We start from the raw sequence: 4,461 nt of genomic DNA, 5'->3' as shown, positions 1-4,461 counted from the left end.
TCGAGGCGTCGTCGGCAATGCAGAGTTCCCAGACGCCATAGAGTTGGCTGCGGACGCTGTCCAGGCACGCGCGCAGCCATCGTTCGGGCGTGTTGTACACGGGTAAAATGATCGAGATCAACGGCTGTTCTACCATTGCCTCAATATCGGCCCTGATCTGCGCGCGCAAGCTGTCATCCAAAGTGTCGTGGGTCTTGATCCACTCGGAATAGTCCGTTCCCCCATGCGTGTTGCGGTACAGATTCTTGAGCGCACCCCTCGGGCCGGGGTGCAGCGCCACGCAGACCTCGTGCACGGTTCGCAGCCACGTTTCGTTCCGGGCCTCCTGCAGACTGATCCGGCGAATTCGCAGGCAACCTAAGAGGAATTCGCTAACCTCTGAGCTGTCGCTGGGGTCTAGGCGCAATCCGTATATGGGACGTTCGACCTTGATGAGCAGCCGATGATGGATAGTGTTGTCGGCAAGTACAAGGTAGTCGCTGTCTTGCTCTCTAAAGCCATCACCATGATCACGGTACAGTTTTGGATGACTTAATCGGCCTGCGGTTGGCCGTAGGGCCACGCTCAGCACGTACCAGCCGGGATGTAGGAGAGTAGAGCCCGGCGGCAGATGCAATTGGAAACTAGGGTCAATTCCGGTGGTCGACCAAAGCTGGACATCGTGGAACGGCATCTGGACAACCGGTTTCACGTCAAGAATCGGTGTCGCCGACAGGCGTATATCGGACAATCCGTGGTTCAGACGTGGCGCGACTTTACTCGGGTACGCCGAGCGTACGATCTTAGGGGCAAATTGTGTCTCTGCTGGGATCTGTCGGTCCTGCTGCCCGAGTTCGGAGAACGGTTGGATGCAGAGCACCTCGTCGAGACTGGCAGTGCGTGGCTTGGTGCCGCGCGGGCCGGTGGCTGGGTCAACGCGGGTGGTGGCTGGGTTAAATCGGGTGGTGTCGAACATTGCTGGGCCGTGGGCCAAGCTTTCGGCGAAGGCGTAGCGGCCGGCGTCGGGTGTTCGGTGTGCTAGGTCCTCGACTGCGGTGGTGCCGGTGAGGGTGGTGGCGTCGGCGAAGTTGATGCCGACCTGGAATACCTGTGGTTGGGCTCGCAGCACCGCGATGAGGCGGCTGATGAGATTGTCGGGGGCGAAGAACTGCCACCCTTGACCGAGGTGTAGCCAGTACCGTGCGTCGATCTGGGTGTGAAGCTGTGCCAGTTCGGTTCCTGGTCTGCTGGTGGATCTGCGACGGATGAACTCGAGGAATCCGTAGCGTCGCTTCAGTGAAGCGCGGTCAGGCGCCGAGAGGCCGGTGTCAAGGACCAGGAAGCGCCCGACCCGTGACACGTCGAGGCAGCAGGTCAGGAACGAGTTCAGTGTTTGCTCGGTGGTTTGGCGGTCTGGTCCGGCGATGAGGGTGACGGCGATCTGGGCGTCACCGGGTTCAGCGATCAGCGACTGCACCACGGCTTCGGGATATGGTGAGGCCGCCTCGAGCATGGCCGGTACTGAGAAGTCGCGGTTAGTCGCGATGCGTTGCCGGTCGCAGTCGGGGATGTCAGGGCGGGCGACTAGACGTCGGCACAGCGCGAACGCCTCAGCGTGTTCACCGATCCAGGCTGCGCACCCCGCCTGCTCATCGAGCGCGCGCCAAGCGTAAATCTCGGCGAAGTATCCCATGACGAAGATGTCCTCTCCGGGGAATGGGATTTCGGCCGCCTGCTGGGCAAGCAGGTAACCAAGTCGATAGCGTTGGTCGAGGCGGTATCGAACGGCGATGGCGTGAAGGGCTTCGGCACGGGTCGGACGGAACATCCAGGCGCGCAGGTAGGCGTCTTCAACGTTTGGCCACGGTTCGCCGAGTTCCGCCATCGAGGCCGCCAACCGCAACAGTGCCCAGTAGATCTCCTCGTCATTGCCGCCCATTTCGATTCGTCGCGTGCACCAGTTGCGAGCGTCGGCGAAATCGCCCATCTGGAAATAGGTCTCGGCGAGGAACACGACCGACCGTGCATCCTCGGGATTGCGTTGGACCTCGGCTAGCAACCGATCGCGTTGCTGCTCTGACTCGTACCTGACCAGGTGCATCCGTTCAGCGGCGGTGTTCTGCTCGCGGAATTCACGGAATAGCGATGTCGCGGCCTCAGTGGCCAGCGAAGCCAAATCCGAAGAGTCACCCAGCATTCTGCGGGTCGAGACTACCTTTAGGTAGTCATCGAGGGCGGGCTGCAGGATCGGCCAGATGCGGGAGCGTACGGTGTCGTCAGGCTCGTGGATGATCGCCTTCTGGAGGTGGTGGAAAACACGGATCGGCAGCGTCGACCGAAGCCTGATACTGCCGATCATTGTGGCCAACATGAACGGGAAAAGCCTGTCGCTGAGGGCGGTCGACCGGCCGTCCGGCGTGCCGTCCAGGATCCCGCGATCGGTCGTGACCGCGGTGAGGAAGCTTTCCACCTCCGCCTCAGACAATCCGGCACGGCAGTATTCGGTCCAGGTGGTAACGAGAGACCGGTACTGCGCATCGGTGAGTCCGGCCTGAAGGGCCTTGATGATGAGCCGGCCGGGTGGAAAGTGTGCGCGACGGAATATCCCGAAGGCAAGGAGCAGGACCGCCGTGTCGGACGGCCCCGCAGCGTCGACAGCATCGGCGACCATTGTGGCTGCCCCCGCGATGTCCCCGGCGTTCACTAGATTCCGGAAATTCCGGGTCAGCTCTGCGTCACGGTGGTTCGGACTCGGCTCAACTCGACGCGCGTCGCCTACGGGGTATGCCGCCTTGGCGTTACCCGACTGGCCACCCCGCCTTGGTCGCTTGACGGGTTTACACCCGGCATGCTGCTTCTGCGCGGCATCCGGCTCCGCGACCATTAGTGAGATCCCTCCGACGGAAAAATTACCCAATGGATCGTCGCTGGCCAGGTCGTCACTGACCCCAGGGACCTCGACACCGTGGGCGATCGCAGAAGCAGGAACGTTGATCCGGATATGCGCTGACTGCAAGTGACCTCGAACCGGCCATGCCGTGCCCAATGTTCGTAGCCCGATGAGAATTCGCCATCGCGCACGGCGAGCGCGATGTCGCGAAACGTGCGAAGGTACAGCTCCTCGTCGAACAGTTCGCGGCGCGGCAGTTCGTCCATGCCGGGAGTCTCCTAGTGGTCTGTCTGCGGTTTGATCTGGTGGAGGGTGGCGCGGCCGCGTTGGACTTTGGCGATGATGTGGCTCTTCTGCCGTAGTCGCGGGTTCGTGACCTGGGGTTTTGTGGCGCAACGCCGTGTCCTGCTTACGTTTTGGACTGTTAGAGGGTTCAAGACGAAGGAGGGTGTACGGCGTTGCGCAATTTTAGGGTATTCGCGGCGGTCCTCGGTGGCCAGGACATGGTCGTCGATGACGTGATGATCGAGACGGAGCCTTCGCGCGGCAAGGCGCCGGTGACCAGCGAGGTGCTGGCGTTTGAGGCGCGGCCCAAGGCGAACCAGGCCAGCCGGTGCTCGCGGTGCCAGAAACGCTGTCCGGGCTATGACGGCGGGGGCGTGATCGGGCGCTGGCGCAGCCTGGATCTGGGGACGACGAAGGCCTATCTGCAGGCCGCAGCGCCGCGGGTGGCCTGCCCCGAGCATGCGGTGGTGGTGGCCCACGTGCCGTGGGCGCGGCCCGGGGCCCGTCACACCTGGGCGGTTGAGGACACAGCCGCGTGGTTGAGCGCGCACGCCGCGATCAGTGTGGTGGCGGTGTTTTTGCGGGTGGCCTGGCGCACCATCGCCGCGATCGTGGGCCGGGTGGTCGCCGATGGCCGCGACATTAACGACCTGCTGGCCGGGTTGACCCGCATCGGCATCGACGAGATCGCCTACCGCAAGGGACATCGCTACGTGACGTGCGTGATCGATCACACGACCGGCCGGCTGGTGTGGGCAGCCGAAGGCCGCAACCAGGACACCTTGGGGAAGTTCTTCGACCAGCTCGGCGCCCAACGTGCCGCGGCGTTGACTCACGTCAGCTGTGACGGGGCGCGATGGATTCACGCCGCGCTGCTCGACCGGGCCCCGGCCGCGGTGATCTGCCTGGATCCGTTTCATGTCGTGGCCTGGGCGCTCAAAGCCCTCGACAAGGTGCGAGTACGCACCATGACAGCAGCTGGCGTGCGGGACCGGCACGCGAGGTGGGCGACCCGCAAGAACCCGGCCGACTTGACCGGTGAGCAACGCACCAGCCTGGCCGCAATCACGGCTACCAACGCCACGCTGTATCGGGCGTATCTGCTCAAAGAGCAACTCCGCGAGGTGTTTCGGGTCAAAGGCCGCGACGGCCGTCGTTTGCTGGCTGGTTGGCTGTCCTGGGCGTCGCACTCGCGCAGCCCGGAATTGGTTGCCGTAGCCCGCACCGTCCGCCGTCACAAGGAGCTCATCGGCAACACCCTCGACCACCAACTGTCGAATGCCCGCTCGGAAGCCACCAATACCCAC

General features: G+C 63.3%; 3 protein-coding genes. 1 reads left to right on the top strand and 2 read right to left on the bottom strand.

Annotated features, from left to right (window positions below; translation table 11 throughout):
- Both AC2VON_RS16755 and AC2VON_RS16750 read right to left on the bottom strand, forming a co-directional pair.
- Positions 1-2,650, bottom strand: a 2,650-nt coding sequence (locus tag AC2VON_RS16755; protein WP_486953955.1) for a tetratricopeptide repeat protein, incomplete at its 3' end; no start/stop codon positions are given.
- Positions 2,651-2,862: 212 nt separating this feature from the next.
- Positions 2,863-3,135 (bottom strand): hypothetical protein, encoded by a 273-nt coding sequence (locus AC2VON_RS16750; protein ID WP_486953954.1) that lies wholly within the window; start codon positions 3,133-3,135, stop codon positions 2,863-2,865.
- A 192-nt stretch (positions 3,136-3,327) separates the two neighbouring features.
- On the opposite strand from AC2VON_RS16750, the gene AC2VON_RS16745 reads away from it, so the two are divergent.
- A partial coding sequence (locus AC2VON_RS16745; RefSeq protein ID WP_486953953.1) for an ISL3 family transposase occupies positions 3,328-4,461 on the top strand: 1,134 nt, incomplete at its 3' end.

This window comes from Mycobacterium sp. TH-M82 (assembly GCF_057473605.1).
Note: the sequence above shows the minus strand (reverse complement) of the source record. Positions and strands in the feature narration are given on the sequence as shown.

Excerpts from the sequence above, each read along its gene's own strand:
- AC2VON_RS16750 (WP_486953954.1), bottom strand. The coding sequence starts at position 3,135 with ATGGACGAACTGCCGCGCCGCGAACTGTTCGACGAGGAGCTGTACCTT.